Origin of the sequence: Streptococcus sp. 'group B' (genome assembly GCF_002073795.1) — a bacterium.
Taxonomy (GTDB): Bacteria; Bacillota; Bacilli; order Lactobacillales; family Streptococcaceae; genus Streptococcus; species Streptococcus agalactiae.
The window spans coordinates 1,168,089-1,184,466 of record NZ_CP020432.1 but is presented as its reverse complement, the minus strand read 5'-3'; the positions used below and the strand labels follow the sequence as shown (position 1 = coordinate 1,184,466).

Annotated in this window: 16 protein-coding genes; 3 read left to right on the top strand and 13 right to left on the bottom strand. The window is 35.1% G+C overall.

Going from position 1 to position 16,378, the window contains the following annotated elements; translation table 11 throughout:
• Position 1: 1 nt before the first annotated feature.
• Positions 2–745 carry a class A sortase gene (locus A6J68_RS06330; RefSeq protein WP_001244681.1) on the bottom strand — a complete coding sequence of 248 codons (744 nt, stop codon included), beginning with the start codon at positions 743–745 and terminating at the stop codon, positions 2–4.
• 6 nt (positions 746–751) lie between these two features.
• Complete coding sequence (gene gyrA, locus A6J68_RS06325) at positions 752–3,211, bottom strand: DNA gyrase subunit A (protein ID WP_001152978.1); 2,460 nt, start codon at positions 3,209–3,211, stop codon at positions 752–754.
• A gap of 238 nt (positions 3,212–3,449) precedes the next feature.
• Here gyrA and A6J68_RS06320 point away from each other — a divergent pair, with 238 nt between their 5' ends.
• A complete protein-coding gene (locus A6J68_RS06320) occupies positions 3,450–4,439 on the top strand; it encodes an L-lactate dehydrogenase (protein ID WP_000127487.1) in 990 nt (329 codons plus the stop codon).
• 120 nt (positions 4,440–4,559) lie between these two features.
• Here the strand turns inward: A6J68_RS06320 and nox are convergent, their stop codons facing one another.
• The 7 genes from nox to A6J68_RS06285 all read right to left on the bottom strand — a co-directional run bounded on the left by nox (position 4,560) and on the right by A6J68_RS06285 (position 12,247).
• Positions 4,560–5,930, bottom strand: coding sequence for a H2O-forming NADH oxidase (nox, locus tag A6J68_RS06315; protein WP_000036813.1), 1,371 nt, complete (start codon positions 5,928–5,930; stop codon positions 4,560–4,562).
• A 205-nt stretch (positions 5,931–6,135) separates the two neighbouring features.
• Positions 6,136–7,092 carry an ABC transporter permease gene (locus A6J68_RS06310; RefSeq protein ID WP_000060306.1) on the bottom strand — a complete coding sequence of 319 codons (957 nt, stop codon included), beginning with the start codon at positions 7,090–7,092 and terminating at the stop codon, positions 6,136–6,138.
• Between the two features lies 1 nt (position 7,093).
• Complete coding sequence (locus tag A6J68_RS06305) at positions 7,094–8,155, bottom strand: ABC transporter permease (RefSeq protein WP_000036989.1); 1,062 nt, start codon at positions 8,153–8,155, stop codon at positions 7,094–7,096.
• The gene (locus A6J68_RS06300) at positions 8,148–9,683 is read right to left on the bottom strand and encodes an ABC transporter ATP-binding protein (protein ID WP_000193235.1); all 1,536 of its coding nucleotides are present in this window, start codon (positions 9,681–9,683) and stop codon (positions 8,148–8,150) included. The genes A6J68_RS06305 and A6J68_RS06300 overlap by 8 nt, the downstream gene beginning before the upstream one ends.
• 144 nt (positions 9,684–9,827) lie before the next feature.
• On the bottom strand, positions 9,828–10,877 hold the full coding sequence (locus A6J68_RS06295; protein WP_001034779.1) for a BMP family lipoprotein: 1,050 nt from the start codon (positions 10,875–10,877) through the stop codon (positions 9,828–9,830).
• A 64-nt stretch (positions 10,878–10,941) separates the two neighbouring features.
• The gene (locus A6J68_RS06290) at positions 10,942–11,331 is read right to left on the bottom strand and encodes a cytidine deaminase (RefSeq protein ID WP_000526762.1); all 390 of its coding nucleotides are present in this window, start codon (positions 11,329–11,331) and stop codon (positions 10,942–10,944) included.
• 325 nt (positions 11,332–11,656) lie between these two features.
• Positions 11,657–12,247: a class I SAM-dependent methyltransferase gene (locus tag A6J68_RS06285; protein ID WP_000002661.1), complete on the bottom strand. Its 591-nt coding sequence runs from the start codon at positions 12,245–12,247 to the stop codon at positions 11,657–11,659.
• A 105-nt stretch (positions 12,248–12,352) separates the two neighbouring features.
• Between A6J68_RS06285 and coaA the strand changes: the two genes are divergently transcribed.
• Together coaA and rpsT are read left to right on the top strand one after the other, a co-directional pair.
• Entirely contained in the window at positions 12,353–13,273 is a 921-nt protein-coding gene (gene coaA / locus A6J68_RS06280) for a type I pantothenate kinase (protein ID WP_001058331.1), read from the top strand.
• Positions 13,274–13,326: 53 nt separating this feature from the next.
• A complete protein-coding gene (gene rpsT, locus A6J68_RS06275; RefSeq protein WP_001872296.1) occupies positions 13,327–13,575 on the top strand; it encodes a 30S ribosomal protein S20 in 249 nt (82 codons plus the stop codon).
• 83 nt (positions 13,576–13,658) lie between these two features.
• On the opposite strand, the gene A6J68_RS06270 is transcribed toward rpsT, so the two are convergent.
• The 4 genes from A6J68_RS06270 to A6J68_RS06255 form a co-directional block, all read right to left on the bottom strand.
• Entirely contained in the window at positions 13,659–14,492 is an 834-nt protein-coding gene (locus tag A6J68_RS06270; protein ID WP_000955380.1) for an amino acid ABC transporter substrate-binding protein, read from the bottom strand.
• Positions 14,493–14,505: 13 nt separating this feature from the next.
• The gene (locus A6J68_RS06265) at positions 14,506–15,135 is read right to left on the bottom strand and encodes an amino acid ABC transporter ATP-binding protein (RefSeq protein ID WP_000891276.1); all 630 of its coding nucleotides are present in this window, start codon (positions 15,133–15,135) and stop codon (positions 14,506–14,508) included.
• A gap of 9 nt (positions 15,136–15,144) precedes the next feature.
• Positions 15,145–15,786, bottom strand: a complete 642-nt coding sequence (locus A6J68_RS06260; protein ID WP_000120401.1) for an amino acid ABC transporter permease — start codon at positions 15,784–15,786, stop codon at positions 15,145–15,147.
• A gap of 134 nt (positions 15,787–15,920) precedes the next feature.
• Positions 15,921–16,250, bottom strand: coding sequence for a zinc ribbon domain-containing protein YjdM (locus A6J68_RS06255; protein ID WP_000056776.1), 330 nt, complete (start codon positions 16,248–16,250; stop codon positions 15,921–15,923).
• Positions 16,251–16,378: the final 128 nt, after the last annotated feature.

Here is a 16,378-nt window from a genome sequence, read left to right as displayed (position 1 = left end):
TCTAGAGATTAATTTGATTATATTTTTTCGAAAATGCTTTTAATATCGACTCATCTGCTGTTGAAAATTCACCTGTTTTTTCTAATTCAGCATGCACAATAATACGTTCTGTGGCTTCTGGATCCGTACAGGTCACTAAAGTGAGTTGGCTCTTGCCAGGTGTATCATCAATAACCTCAACATGTTCTGGTGTTACCTTTGAAATTTCAGTAATAGTGTAAGTGTATACTTTGCTTTTATCAGTGAGGTAAACTTTCATACCTTTCTTAGCATGTTCTAAAGGTGAAAAGAGCATCTTAGAAGAACCTGTCAAACCAAAGACATGGTGACTAGCTAAGGCATAGTTATTTGGGCCTCCCATAATCTGGTTTTCTTTCATCGTTCCTGCACCATAACTCAACTCTGTATTGCCCAGTCCTTTGAAAATTGGGAGATTGATTTCGACATCTGGTATAGCAATCCCTCCTATTACAGGCAAATTATGTGATTTCGTTTGAGCAGATAAAATCGATTCTGTACTAATAGATTTGACTGATGAAAAGTCATAACTTGTTTTAGATTTCTTATTTTTTTCAATTGTTTTTTTACTAACTCGTGAAATTTGATAATGATTTGATTGATGAGCTATGAAAGCATTGCGAATTGGTTTATTGAACACCAAAGCCAACCCAACAATAATTAGCAATACAACCAATAACCATCTAACAAAGTTAAAGAAACCATGTGATTTTTTTTTATTACGCATAACTTCCTATTCTTTTGTATCCTCTATATTAGACTTATCTTCAATTTCTTGTTCCACTAGCGCAACAGTGACGATTTTAGCTTCTTGATCAAGTCTCATCACTTTAACACCCATGGTAGAACGACCAGTTTGAGAAATATTAGCAACATTGGTTCGAATAATAACACCTGTATCTGTAATGACCATGATGTCCTCATTTCCATTAATCGTCACTAAGCGTGCTAATGGCCCATTTTTAGCAGTAATATTAGCGGTTTTTATTCCTTTACCACCACGGCCTTTTGTAGGATATTCCGAAGCTTCTGTTCTCTTGCCATAACCTTTTTCAGTGATGATTAGTACTTCTTGTCCATTAACGATACGAGAAGCTCCCACAACTTTATCACCTTCACGAAGATTAACGCCTCGTACCCCAGTCGCTGTGCGTCCCATATTACGTACAGCGTTCACTTTGAAGCGAACAGAGTAGCCTGTACGTGTCCCGATAATAACATCTTCATTTTCGTCAATCAAGAGGACGTTAATCAACTCGTCATTCTCTTTCAAATTAATAGCACGAAGTCCATTTTGACGAATGTTACTAAATTCAGAAACACTTGTACGTTTCACTATACCTTGCTGAGTTGTGAAAAAGAAATATTTATTAGCGACATCTTCTTTTCTAGCGTTAATAATTGTTTGAATTGTCTCACCTTCGTCAAGTTTTAAAAGGTTAACGATAGGGAGGCCTTTAGCTGTACGTCCATATTCTGGAATTTCATATGCTTTCAAACGATACACACGCCCTAAATTTGTAAAGAAAAGCACAGTATCGTGAGTACTTGTTGAAACCAATTCACGAACAAAATCATCGTTATTAACTCCAGTCCCTTGAATACCGCGTCCTCCACGTTTTTGTGCTCTAAACTCATCTTGAGCGAGACGCTTGATATATCCCTTGTTTGAGAGAGTAATAAGAACATCTTCTTCCTCAATAAGGTCTTCATCTTCAAGTGATAAAACTTCACCAATCATTAATTCTGTACGACGGGCATCAGCATACTTACGCTTAACCTCATCCATCTCTTCTTTTATAATGGTAACAACACGTTCAGGCTTAGCTAAGATATCTGCTAAATCAGCAATTAAAGCTAGTAAGTCATTGTATTCTGATTGGATTTTATCGCGTTCTAATCCAGTTAAACGACGAAGACGCATATCTAAAATAGCTTGACTCTGACGCTCCGATAATTCAAAACGTGACATCAACTCTGCTTGAGCAATGGTGTCTGTCTCACTATTACGAATAATTGTGATAACTTCATCCAAGTGATCAAGCGCCACAAGTAAACCTTCTAAGATATGAGCACGGGCTTCTGCTTTAGCTTTGTCAAACTGAGTACGACGAACAATAACTTCCTTTTGGTGTTCAATATAGTTATCAATGATTTGTCGTAATGACAAAATTTTTGGAACACCTTTTTCAATAGCAAGCATATTGAAGCTAAAATTTGTCTGCAAGCTAGTTAATTTGAAAAGATTATTTAAAATCACATTTGCTGAAGCATCACGACGAACTTCAATAACAAAACGAACGCCTTCACGACTTGATTCATCACGAACAGCAGTAATACCTTCAATGCGCTTTTCTTGTGCTAAACGTACAATATGCTCGTGTACTTTTGTTTTATTAACGCCATATGGAAACTCTGTGACAACAATACGCTCTTTCCCATTTGAAGTTGTTTCAATTTCAGTCCGTGAACGTAAGACAATTGATCCCTTCCCAGTTTCATAGGCACGGTGAATACCTGAACGTCCCATCACCAAGGCACCAGTAGGAAAATCTGGACCAGGAATAACTTCCATTAACTCCCGTGTAGTAACATCAGGGTTATCCATAACCAATTTGACAGCATCTATAGACTCACCTAGATTATGTGGTGGAATATTTGTTGCCATACCTACAGCAATACCAGTTGCACCATTGACTAATAAATTAGGGAAACGCGCTGGTAAAACAAGAGGTTCACGTTCACTGCCATCATAGTTATCTTGAAAATCAACTGTATTTTTATTGATATCACGAAGCATCTCAAGAGCAATTTTACTCATACGTGCTTCTGTATAACGCTGTGCGGCAGCACCATCCCCATCCATTGAACCAAAGTTTCCATGACCATCAACGAGCATATGACGATATGACCACCATTGTGCCATACGCACCATTGCTTCGTAAATAGATGAATCACCATGTGGATGGTATTTACCCATAACATCACCAGTAATACGTGCTGATTTCTTATGAGGTTTATCAGGTGTCACACCTAGTTCATTCATACCATATAAAATACGACGATGAACAGGTTTTAAACCATCTCTAACATCTGGAAGTGCACGAGCAACAATGACACTCATGGCGTAATCGATAAAACTCGTTTTCATTTCACTAGTTAGATTAACATCTACTAAATTTTTATCTTGCATTAAAAAATGCCCCTTTTCTTCACTGTAAGTCTCTTACATTGTACCATAATTTAGGTAAAATTGCGATGATAAATCGGTATCAAAAATATCAAGACACTCAGCGTTTTCAATAGTTTTCTATGATATTTCAATTTGTTTGCAAATTTTTTCACATTTTATTAGTGACTTCTTTCATTGAAAATGATAGAATATAGGTGTATGGGAAACTTCCCAAAAATATTTAAGGAGATGTTTAGAAATGACTGCAACTAAACAACATAAAAAAGTTATTCTCGTTGGTGATGGTGCCGTAGGTTCTTCTTACGCTTTTGCACTTGTTAACCAAGGTATTGCGCAAGAGTTAGGTATCATTGAAATCCCAGCTTTATTTGATAAAGCTGTTGGTGATGCTGAAGATCTTTCACATGCCCTTGCATTTACATCACCTAAAAAAATCTACGCAGCTACTTATGCAGACTGCGCAGATGCTGACCTTGTTGTCATTACTGCTGGCGCACCTCAAAAACCAGGTGAAACTCGACTTGACCTTGTTGGTAAAAACTTAGCAATTAACAAATCAATCGTAACTCAAGTTGTTGAATCAGGTTTCAACGGTATCTTCTTAGTAGCGGCTAACCCTGTAGATGTACTTACATATTCAACTTGGAAATTCTCAGGTTTCCCTAAGGAACGCGTTATTGGTTCAGGTACTTCACTTGACTCTGCACGTTTCCGTCAAGCTTTAGCAGATAAAATTGGTGTTGATGCTCGTTCAGTTCACGCATACATCATGGGTGAACACGGTGACTCAGAATTTGCCGTTTGGTCACATGCTAACGTTGCTGGTGTCCAACTTGAACAATGGTTACAAGAAAATCGCGATATTGATGAACAAGGACTTGTTGATTTGTTTATTTCAGTTCGTGACGCTGCATACTCAATCATCAACAAAAAAGGTGCTACATATTACGGTATTGCTGTCGCACTTGCTCGTATTACTAAAGCTATCCTTGATGATGAAAATGCAGTTCTTCCATTATCTGTATATCAAGAAGGCCAATACGGTGATGTTAAAGATGTCTTTATCGGTCAGCCTGCAATCGTAGGTGCACATGGTATCGTTCGTCCAGTTAATATCCCATTAAATGATGCTGAACTTCAAAAAATGCAAGCCTCAGCTGAACAATTAAAAGATATTATTGACGAAGCTTGGAAAAACCCAGAATTCCAAGAAGCATCAAAAAACTAACATAGTTGAAAAAAAGCTAGGATAGGAATATCTTAGCTTTTTCTTTGCCGTTACATTTTTGACCTTGTTAAAGGATGAAATAAAAGGCTAAGCATTTCGCTTAACCTTTTTAATTTTAAATTAATCTTTAGCGCCTAATGCAGCCATTGTAATATAGTTATATGGCTTATTAAAATGTGGTAAGAAGAAGATATCGGTCAAAGCAAGCTTTTCAATAGTAACTTTTTCTTGAATAGCAAGTGAGAACATATGAATTCCCATAGATACATCTTCGTGTGAGACCATTTGGCAACCAAGGATAACTCGGCTATCTTTATCATAGACAATCTTAATAGCTACTTCATGATTATTGTGTTTGATAAATTCTGGTTTTTGAAGGTCATTAAAGCCTGTTTCAACTGCATTGTACCCAGCTTGTTTTGCTTTTTCTAAAGTCAAACCAGTTGACACCATGTTAAGGCCATAGATTGAGATACCATTTGACCCTTGGACACCAGCACCTTCAAGCTCTGTACCACATGCATTGTGAGCTGCTACAATACCAGTACGAACGGCGTTTGAAGCAAGAGCAATATAATTGATATCATCACGAGAATTATCCCAAATTGTCGCACAATCACCTATAGCATAAACATCTTTCACGCTTGTTTCTTGCTTCTTATCAACTACCCAAGCGCCATTACGGAATGTATCTAATTTACCTGCACCGAGTTCTGTATTTGGACGGAATCCAACAGCTAAGATCACCATATCAACATCAAATGTTTCTTTATCAGTAACAAGACGTTCTACTTTACCATCACCTTCAACTGCTTGAACAGCTTGTCCGAAAGCAAGACGAATACCATGGTCTTCAAGGTTTTTACTCATCATATCAGTAAAGTCACGATCATAGTAACCACCCATACAAGTATCAGCAACATCAACAAGTGTTACTTCTTTTCCAATACGTTGGAAAGCTTCTGCTAATTCTACACCAATATACCCAGCCCCAACAACAGCAACACGATTGATACCAGGTTTAGCTAACTTTTCAATAACTTCTTCTGAATTTTGATAAAGTTTCACAAATTGAAGGTTTTCAAGAGTAGCTTTAAATTCACGAGATCCTTCTTGAATTTCAACACCTTTAATTGGTGGAATGATAGGTTGTGAACCAGTTGCTAAAATAAGTTTTTCATAACTTTCAACATGTTCTTTTCCATCTACTAAAGCTGTAACTTCTTTTTTATCGTAGTCAATATTAAGTACTGGAGAGTTCATGTAAACCTTAGCTCCCATACTTTCCAACTGCTCTTTATCAGAGTAGAACAATCCTTCTGGACCATCAATCTGTTCACCAATCCAAAGAGCCATACCACATCCTAAGAAAGAGATATTGGAATTTTGATCAAATGTTACAATTTCATTGGCTTCACCATAATTACTAAGCATTGTTTTAATTGCTGCTGTACCAGCGTGGTTTGTCCCTACGACAACGATTTTACTCATATTAAGAGTTCTCCTTTATAAATAATTAATAACAAAACACATTATAACATTATTCACAAACTCTTACTAGAATAATGACTCAATTTTCTATTTTTTTATATTTTATTGTTATTGTATTATAATTTATGTGAAATTTTCACAAAGTATTTTTTTCACAAATTCACAAACAATAAAAAGAAACTAGCTTATACTAGTTTCTTTTTATTTATTTCGTTTTAATATAATTAATACCATCCGCCTTAGGAGCTACTGCTTGTCCAAAGAAAGCTGCTAATACAATGATAGTGAGGACATATGGAGCAATTTGTAGATAAACTGTTGGAATATTGCTCAAAAGTGGTAAATGGCTACCGATAACTGCTAAACTTTGCGATAAACCAAAGAATAGACTAGCAAGCATTGCACCAATTGGATTCCACTTACCAAAAATCATCGCCGCTAAGGAGATAAAGCCCGGTCCTAATATAGTTGTCGCTGCAAAGTTAACAGAAATAGATTGAGCATATACAGCTCCTCCTATTCCACCAAGGAAACCTGAAATCAAGACACCAGAGTAACGCATAAGATAAACATTAATACCTAAGGTGTCTGCTGCTTGAGGATGTTCTCCAACTGAGCGTAATCTTAATCCAAAGCGAGTTTTATATAGAATAAACCAAGCAAGGAATGAGAAAAGAATAGCAATATAACCGACTAAGCTTGTTCCTTTAAAGAAGATATCACCAACAAAAGGAATATCTGATAGTATAGGGAAATTAAATTTTCCAAATGATTCTTGAATATTATCAGTTTGACCTTTATTATAAAGAACCTTAATCAAGAAAACAGCTAATGAAGGTGCCATTAAATTAAGAACGGTTCCGCTGATAATATGATCTGCACGAAAATTAACTGTCGCAACTGCATGGATAACAGAAAAAATTAAACCAACTAAACCACCAACTAGTACAGAAATCCATGGAGTCGCATCACCAAAAACAGAAGCAAACTCTAAATTAAATACAACGCCTGAGAAAGCTCCAATTACCATAATTCCTTCTAAACCAACGTTGACGATACCACCACGTTCAGAGAAGGTTCCCCCAATACTTGTAAAGATAAGAGGTGTTGCGTAAATTAGCATTGATGAAAATAGCAATGCAAAAATCGTTGTTAAACTCAATTTACTTACCACCTTTCATTTGTTTTTTAGGTTTAATAACATACTCAATAATGTAATGGACACCTACGAAGAAGATGATTGAAGCTGTTACAACTTTAATTAACTCAGGTGGAATACCTGCAATGTTCATACCAGGCGCACCAACACTTAGAACACCAAATAGAAATGCTGCAAATAAAATACCTATTGGACTATTCGCTGCGAGTAGACTTACTGCCATACCGTCAAAGCCAATAGCTAACGAGGATGGCTGTACAAATACATTCTCAAATGTACCTAGTCCTTCAACAACACCACCAAGTCCTGCAAAAGCTCCAGAAATAATCATTGATAGAATAATTGTACGCTTTGCAGACATACCAGCGTACTCACTAGCATTTGGATTTAAACCAACTGAACGAATTTCAAATCCAAGCGTTGTTTTATTTAATTGGAACCAAACTAACACAACTGCAATAATAGCAATGAAGATACCAATATTGATACGTGAATTATTCGTTAAACTAGATAACCAATCTGTCTGGTATGATGCATTGGCAGAAACATATACACTCGAGTCACTTGTACGCATAATGCTTTTTGGGAAAACACGTTGTACAATAGCATTTCCTGAATAAAGAACAATATAGTTCATCATAATAGTTACAATAACTTCACTTGTTCCAAGGTATGCTCTGAGAATACCTGGAATAGCTCCAGTGATTCCCCCAGCAACGATACCAATAATAATAGTACAAAGAATCATTGCTGGACGTGGCATATCTGGGTGTGAAAGAGCGAACCAACCTGCGGCAATCCATCCTGATAAGGCTTGCCCTGGAAGTCCAATATTAAAGAAACCTGCACGACTGGCAACTGAGAAACCTAGAGCAATTAAAATTAATGGTCCCATTGCACGGAAAATTTCACCAATATTTTTTATACTACCGAATGCTGTTTGGAACAATCCCTCATAACCCCAAAGTGGATCATAACCAAATATCAGCATAATAATAGCTCCTAGAATGATTCCTAGTACAACTGAAATCAGAGGAACTGCAATTTTTTGCGCCTTCTTAGACATCTCTCTCCTCCTTTTCAATTTTTCCACCAGCCATCAAAATACCCAATTCTTGCTTGTTGGTTTGGTCGGGTTTAACAATTCCTTGAATTTTACCATCATGAATAACTGCAATACGATCTGATAAGTTTAAGATTTCATCTAACTCAAAGCTAACTACTAAGACCGCTTTCCCTTTATCGCGCTCTTCAATCAAACGTTTATGAATATACTCGATAGCACCAACATCTAGACCACGAGTCGGTTGGCTAACAATGAGTAGGTCTGGATCGCGATCCACTTCACGAGCAATAATAGCTTTTTGTTGGTTACCACCAGAAAATCCTCTTGCTAAAACATGTTCACCAGCACCACGCACATCAAATTCTGTCATTAATTGACGAGCATACTCTTTAATTTTAGCAAAATTAAGGATACCTTTATGACTCAATGGCTCTTTATAATAAGTTTGTAAAGCTAAATTTTCTGCCATCGTCATATCTAGAACCAAACCATCTCTATGACGATCTTCTGGAACATGACCTACACTTAATTCTGTAATTTGTCGACTTGAAAATTTTGTGACATCTTTACCTTTAATTACAATTTGACCAGAAGTTACCTTTCTTAAACCTGTAATAGCTTGAATTAATTCACTTTGTCCATTACCATCAATACCAGCTATACCTACAATTTCACCTGCTCGAACATCTAACGACAGATTTTTAACAGCTAGAACGCCGCCTCTATTTTCTTCTACAACTAAATCCTTTACAGAAAGGATTATGTCAGTCGGATTAGCTTCCTTTTTTTCAGTTCTGAAGGAAACAGATCGTCCAACCATCATTTCCGCCAGTTGTTGAGAACTTGCGCCTGCAACAGGGACTGTTTCAATACTTTTACCACGGCGAATCACAGTAACTTTATCAGCAACTGCCCGAATTTCATCCAATTTATGGGTAATTAGTATAATGGATTTGCCTTCTTTAACAAGGCTCTTCATAATTGTCATCAATTCTTTTATTTCTGATGGTGTAAGCACCGCCGTCGGCTCATCAAAAATTAAAATATCTGCACCGCGATAAAGTGTCTTCAAAATTTCAACACGCTGCTGTGCTCCTACAGAAATATCAGATATTTTAGCATTTGGATTTACTGACAAACCATATTTCTCTGATAGTTCCTTTATTTCTTTAGCTGCTGTCTTAATGTCTAAAACACCATTTTGGGTGGTTTCATTTCCTAGAACAATATTTTCAGCTACAGTAAATGCTTCAACAAGCATGAAATGCTGATGTACCATACCAATCCCCAATTGTGACGATTTGGAAGGTGAATCAATAGTTACAGGCTGACCATTAATAAAAATTTGACCGTCTGTTGGTTCTAGTAAACCTGCTAACATGTTCATTAAAGTTGATTTCCCTGCACCGTTTTCGCCAAGCAGAGCATGTATCTCACCTTTTTCAACCGTCAAATTGATATGATCATTTGCCACAAAATCACCGAATTTCTTAGTGATTTCTTTCATTTCAATGACATTCTGTGTCATGTGGTTCTCCCTTTCAGAAAAATTCATTTATAGTTCAGTAAAATCCACCAATCGTTAACGACTGATGGATTTTACTGAGATATAAGTTTATCTCAGCTTCAAAAAAGCGATTTCTAATCGCTTTTTTGAAAGTTCTTAAAGATATTATTTGCTAGGAACTTTGATATCTCCTGAAATAATTTTAGCTTTAGCCTCTTTAATCGCTTTAACGGCGTCATCTGAAAGGTTTGTAGTTGCTATATCAACTCCACCATCCTTCAAACCATAAGTTGTTACATTACCACCTGGGAATTTACCTTTACTTGTTTTAGTAGCAATCAATTCAACTGATTTTCCAACTTCTTTAATTGATGAAGCCAAAACAAAGTTAGAAGCCTTACCATCTTTAGAAGTATACTTACCTTCTGCTGCTTGGTCACGGTCTACACCTAATACCCAAACTTTGTCAGCTTCTTTTAAAGATTCATTGCGTGATTTTGCTTCACTGAATACACCTGCACCAGTTCCACCAGCTACTTGATAAACAATATCTGCGCCAGAAGCATATTGTGCGGCTGCAATTGTCTTACCCTTAGCAGCATCACCGAATGAACCAGCATAGTCAACTTTAATTTTAATTGATTTATCAACTGATTTGACACCTGCTTCAAAACCTTTTTCAAAACGGGTAATAACCTCAGATTCCATACCACCTACAAAGCCAACTGTTTTTGTTTTGGTAGTTTTAGCGGCTGCAATACCTGCTAAGTAAGCTGATTCATTATCCGCAAAGACAACACTTGCAACATTATCTTTCCCTTTAATAACATCATCAACGATGACGTAATTAACATCTTTGTTATTGTCTGCTGCTTTATCAATAGCATCATGAAGAGAAAATCCAATACCGAAAATCAATTTATAACCACTAGACACAGCTGTATCTAAGTTAGTTGCATAATCAGATTCACTTGCCGATTGGAAATAGTCAAAACCAGCTCCTTTTTTAAGGCCATTCTTCTTGCCCCAAGCTTGCATACCTTCCCAACCAGATTGGTTAAATGATTTATCATCAACACCACCGGTATCTGTTACCATTGCAACCTTCAAGCTATCTGATTTACCACCAGATTTAGAAGCACCACGATGTCCACATGCAGCTAAACTAAGTACTGCAATCGAAGCCAAGCCGATCCCGGCAATTTTTTTGTTCATGAAATGAACCCTCCTAAAAAACTTAATATTTAAGCTAAATGCTTAAAAGAGCAACTGATTTAAATTATTTTAAATCAACAAACGAGTATGGTAACAACTCACCGACCGTCGTCTCGACCGTCTTACCATTTTTAGCAATCAATGTAACTTTAGCATTCTTATTAAAAAATTCCACCATCACTTGACGGCATGCACCGCAAGGAGAAATTGGTTCTTCAGTATTTCCATAAATAGCAATTTCCGAAAAATCTTTATAACCTTCTGAAACAGCTTTAAAAATTGCAGTACGCTCAGCACAGTTTGCTAATCCATAACTGATATTTTCAACGTTACATCCTGTAAATATTTTTCCTTCTGCTGTACGCAATGCTGCGCCTACTGGAAATTTCGAGTAAGGAACGTATGCATTTTCACTCGCTTTTACAGCCAATTTTTTCAACTCTATATTTCCCATTTTTAGTAGCTGCACCTTTCGCTTCATAATGTTTACTGGCAAAATTTTTAGAACACGTTTATTATCTTCTTATCAAACACAGAAGTATTTATTATTGAGTAACCAAGTCTTGTAGTTTCATTAGTCTTGGTATTTTAGCTGAATCTATTTTACCATTTTTTTTAGATAATGTAAGTAGTTTTTTATAATTTTCAGAATAAAAAGCAGAATTCTTTTTATCTTATACGGAATTTAAAGAAAACATTTTTAGAGAAAACCTTTCCAAAAAATAATACGATAGTTATTATCCGAACTATTTATTATTTTTACGCTTTAGGGATATCATTTAGACTTTTTCACTTCTCAATATATAATATCCCTTATCTTTTTTTAAAATATCGCAATTACCAAAAGTATCTAGCATTTTAGCTTTTGCACTTGGAGCGCCTTGTTTCTTTTGAATGACAATGGTAAGGCTACCGCCTGTATTAAGGTAACAGATACTTTCTTCGATAATAGAATGAACAACTTGCTTTCCAGCACGAATAGGTGGGTTGCTTATAATATAGTCGAAAGTTTTAGAAATATTTTCATAAATGTTTGACTGAAAGACTTCAACTACTACTCCATTGCGTGTTGCATTTTTCTTAGCTAATTCCAATGCTCTCGTATTAATGTCAACCATAGTTGCTTTAACTCCTTGCACTTTGGCTAGAGAAATTCCCAGCGGACCGTATCCACACCCAAGGTCTAACAAGGATTTATTTTTTTCAAAATGTAAACTATTTAGAAGGACTTGACTACCATAATCTATCATTCTTTTAGAGAAAACTCCTGCATCAGTTAAAAAACTGAATGATTCTCCTAATAATTTGACATTTAGCTCATGAATATCATGTTCAACATTAGGATTCTCTGTATAATACATATTAGCCATAAATAATTCTAACCCTCCAATTTCGCCATATTATTTTACCATATTTTGAAACGGTTTTCAATCACTCAATAAAATGTTATAATAGCTTTCATATAGGAGTTTGACATGAATAATGAATTTATTAATTTCGACCGTATTTCCAGAGAAAATTGGAAGGACTTACATCAGCAATCCCAAGCTTTACTAACTGAAAAAGAGCTTGAATCTATCAAAAGCTTAAACGATAATATTAATATTCAAGATGTTATTGACATCTACCTTCCTTTAATTAACCTTATTCAAATCTATAAACGTAGTCAAGAAAATTTATCTTTTTCTAAAGCAATATTTCTTAAAAAGGAAAATTATCAACGTCCTTTTATTATCGGCATATCAGGGTCAGTTGCTGTTGGAAAATCAACTACCAGTCGCTTACTACAATTACTAATTTCACGAACTTTTAAAGATAGTCACGTCGAATTAGTCACTACTGATGGCTTTTTATATCCTAACGAGAAACTCATACAAAATGGAATTTTAAACCGTAAAGGTTTCCCGGAATCCTATGATATGGAGTCACTTCTAAATTTCTTAGATACTATAAAGAACGGTATAACCGCGAAAATCCCAATTTATTCTCATGAAATCTACGATATCGTTCCAAATCAATTGCAAACTATTGAAACACCAGATTTTTTAATTTTAGAAGGAATAAATGTCTTTCAAAACCAACAAAACCATCGACTTTACATGAATGATTATTTTGATTTTTCAATATACATTGATGCTGAAAATAAACAAATTGAAGAATGGTATTTACAACGATTTAACAGTCTTCTACAATTAGCCGAAGCAGACCCTAGTAATTACTATCATAAATTCACACAAATACCGCCACATAAAGCTATGGAACTAGCTAAAGATATTTGGAAAACTATTAATTTAGTCAACCTTGAAAAATATATAGAACCAACCAGAAATAGGGCTGATTTTATTATTCATAAAGGGAAACATCATAAAATTGATGAAATTTATCTCAAAAAGTGATAAAGGGTTGCCAAAAATCACTTAATTAGATATACTTATATAGTTAGATTAATATGGAGGTGAAAACATTGGCAAATATTAAATCAGCTATCAAACGCGCTGAACTTAACGTTAAACAAAACGAAAAAAACTCAGCACAAAAATCAGCTATGCGTACTGCTATTAAAGCATTTGAAGCTAACCCTTCAGAAGAACTTTACCGCGCTGCTTCTTCAAGCATCGACAAAGCTGCTTCTAAAGGTTTAATTCACACAAACAAAGCAAGCCGCGATAAAGCACGTCTTGCAACTAAACTTGGTTAATTAACCTAGAAAACATCGGATATATCGATGTTTTTTATTTAATTTTTTCGTAGAATAAAAGACTAGGAGAAATTCCTAGTCTTTTATTCTTTACTATAAACATCTTCACCAAACCATTTGTAAGAGATTTTTTGAAATCTCCCCTTATTATGAAGCTGTTTGAAAGCTTTGTTAATCTTTTCAATTAGTCTACGATCAACTTTACGAGCTCCTACTACAAAATTTTCTCCTTGATAAGCAGTTTTAACAAAATAATAAGCTTTTATATTTCCTTCTTGCTTTAAATAATAGTTAGCATAAACTTCATCAATCAAAAGACCATCAATACGGTTATTTTTTAAATCAATCAAAGCCTGAGTGAAAGTATCGTATTGAACTGCTTCTTTTCCTTTTACAAACTTTTTTAAAATATCAGGTTTAGCGTTAAAAGCATCAAAACCAGATGAACCCGACTGGGCTCCTAGTTTTTTCCCCTTCATATCCTTAATACTATTAATATGTGATGAAGTTTTAGTAACAATTACTTGATGATTATTCATATATGGGTTTGTAAAAGCGACTTTTTTAGCACGTTCTGCCGTTTTTGAATAACCATTCCAAATAAGGTCTATATTACCATTATTAAGTTCAGTTTCTTTCATATCCCAGTTAATAGGCTGCCATTTCACTGAAATACCGTATTCTTTAAAAACAGCATTAGCTAAATCAATATCAAAGCCGGTATAGTCACCAGAACGACTTTCAAATCCCATAGGAACAAAAGTATTATCAAATCCAATAGTAATTTTCTTTTCCTTTTGATAATGTTCCCAATTATCAATACCAGCCATTTCCTTATTAGACATACCACATGCTGATAATATAATCATAAATAATCCAAATATAATGGTTAATAATATATTTTTGTGAGTCAACAATCTACCCCCAAGTCTACTTAGGATTAATTTTGAGAATCGTATCAGATATACTTTCAGCAAATTGAAGATCATGTGTTACTACAATTTGTGTCATACCTGTTTCTCTATTTTGTAAAATTAGTTTTTCTACTTCTTGACGCAACTCTGGATCAAGAGCGCTAGTTGGCTCATCATAACCAATAATCTGTGGATCAATCATCATCGCACGAGCTAGTGCGACACGTTGCTTTTGCCCCCCAGATAATGAAAATGGATAGACTAAAGCATGGTCTTTAAGTCCCAAGCGTTCAAGTAATACTAAGGCTTTTTCTTTAGCAAGTTCTTTTGATAATCCCATCGTTTTAACAGGAGAGAGGATCAAATTATCTAATACTGTTAAATGTGGGAATAATTGAAAGTCTTGGAAGACGAATCCTAAAAGATTTAGTGTTTCCAAATGATCAACAGATACTTCTTTACCATCGTGAACAATAGTCCCTGAATCAATCTTTTCCAATCCAGCTAACATACGTAATAGTGTTGTTTTTCCACCTCCAGAAGGTCCTACTAAAGAGAGAATTTTACCTTCTTCTACAGTCAGATTGAAATCTTTAAAGATTTCTTTTTGCCCATAGCATTTAGAAATATTTTTTAATTCTAACATCGTCCCTCCTTATTTATAGTAGTTAAAACGCTTTTCAACTTGTTTAGATAAAATAGTTAAAAGACCAATTAATAATAGGTAAATACCACCTGCTATAAACATTGGTGCAAGTGTTGCATCCCTATTTGCGGCTGTCTTACTTTCTAGAAGTAAGTCGCCCACACCAAGTATGTAAACCAATGAGGAATCTTTCACTAGAGTAATCGTTTCATTGAAAACACTCGGTAAGACTATTTTGAAGACTTGAGGTAATACTATGTACCAAACCGTTTGAAACTTAGAAAACTTTAATACCTTTGCAGCTTCATATTGCCCTTTAGGAATAGACTCAATACCTCCTCGAAAAATCTCTGCAAAATAAGCTGCATAATTCATCGTAAAAGCAATAATCGCAGCTGGCATACGATCAAAAGAAATTCCTACACTTGGTAAAAAGTAATAAAAAAAGATAAGCTGTAATAACAGAGGCGTGCCTCGCATAATCCAAATATAAGTTGTCAGTAGCCATTGAAGCGGCTTAAAATGAACTTTCATTAGGAAGGCTACAACAATACCAAGTGGAATTGATAAACAAATAACAATAAAGAAAACTTGCAATGTCACTTGCGCACCTACTAATAAGCTAGGTAAGATTTCTAAAATATAAGACATGGTCCCCCCTAAATAAAAAATAGATGTTCTCATTATATCAAAATTCAAACCAATGTCATAGAGCTTTTTTAATAAAAATGCATGAAATCAAGTCATATTCAAAAAGCAATTGACCGTCGCCAATTGCCTGAAAGCTATTTTTTTATAAACTCAGATTTTAGTTTCATAGCTCCAAAACCATCAATTTTACAATCGATATTATGATCGCCATCAACTAAACGAATATTTTTAACACGAGTGCCTTGCTTAATATCCTTAGGCGCTCCTTTTACTTTTAAATCCTTAATAACTGTCACAGTATCTCCATCTGATAAGCGCGTTCCATTGCTATCCAATACAATTAAACCTACTTCTTCTTCGATTTCTTCTGGATTCCACTCGTAAGCACATTCTGGACAAACCAGTAAAATACCGTCTTCATAGACATATTCAGAGTTACACTTAGGGCAATTTGGTAATGACATTTTTCTCTCCTTAAATTAATTAATAAAATAGTCAGCAAGTAACATTCTAACTGATTATAGGCTTCTTGACAATAGGAAAAAGCCTATTTTCCTTCAAAAATAGGCTTTTTTACAATTTTTAATATTTT